We start from the raw sequence: 1174 nt of genomic DNA on the forward strand, positions 1-1174 counted from the left end.
AGAAGAAACCACACCTGCACCTACGGTACGGCCACCTTCGCGAATCGCAAAGCGCAGACCTTCTTCCATAGCGATAGGTGCAATCAGTTCTACAGTAATGGTTACGTTCTCACCTGGCATTACCATTTCTACGCCTTCTTCCAAAGTAACTGCACCAGTTACGTCGGTAGTACGGAAGTAGAATTGTGGGCGGTAGTTAGCGAAGAATGGAGTGTGACGGCCACCCTCTTCTTTGCTCAGTACGTATACTTCGGCTTTGAACTTGGTGTGAGGAGTGATGGTACCTGGTTTGGCCAATACTTGACCACGCTCTACGTCTTCACGTTTAGTACCACGCAGCAATACGCCTACGTTGTCACCTGCTTGACCTTCGTCCAGCAGTTTGCGGAACATTTCAACACCGGTACAAGTGGTTTTTTGGGTTTCTTTCAGACCTACGATTTCGATCTCGTCACCAACGTGGATGATACCGCGCTCTACACGACCGGTTACTACTGTACCACGGCCAGAGATAGAGAATACGTCTTCGATAGGCAACAAGAAAGGTTTGTCCACAGCACGCTCAGGTGTTGGGATGTAGCTATCCAAAGCAGCAGCCAGTTCGAAGATTTTTTCTTCGTAAGCAGCATCACCTTCCAAAGCTTTCAATGCAGAACCTTGTACGATTGGGCAGTCGTCGCCTGGGAAGTCGTAGCTTGACAACAAGTCACGGATTTCCATTTCAACCAGTTCCAACAGCTCGGCATCGTCAACCATGTCGCATTTGTTCATGAATACGATGATGTAAGGTACACCTACTTGGCGAGCCAACAGGATGTGTTCGCGAGTTTGTGGCATAGGACCGTCAGCTGCGGAACATACCAAGATCGCGCCGTCCATTTGGGCAGCACCGGTAATCATGTTTTTAACGTAGTCGGCGTGGCCCGGGCAGTCTACGTGTGCGTAGTGACGGGTTTCAGTTTCGTATTCTACGTGTGAGGTATTAATGGTAATACCACGAGCTTTTTCTTCAGGAGCGTTGTCGATTTGGTCATAAGCTTTTGCAGCGCCACCGAATTTTTTAGCCAAAATAGTAGTCAATGCAGCAGTCAGAGTGGTTTTACCATGGTCAACGTGACCGATGGTGCCAACGTTTACGTGCGGTTTGCTACGTTCAAATTTTTCCTTAGCCATG

General features: G+C 48.7%; 1 protein-coding gene. It reads right to left on the reverse strand.

What is annotated here, in order from left to right; all coding sequences use genetic code 11:
• On the reverse strand, positions 1 to 1173 hold a 1173-nt coding region (gene tuf / locus HMPREF2675_RS10650; RefSeq protein ID WP_021437265.1), incomplete at its 3' end, for an elongation factor Tu.
• Position 1174: the final 1 nt, after the last annotated feature.

It is taken from the genome of Neisseria sp. HMSC061H08, assembly GCF_001836795.1.
GTDB classification, from domain to species: Bacteria; Pseudomonadota; Gammaproteobacteria; order Burkholderiales; family Neisseriaceae; genus Neisseria; species Neisseria subflava_A.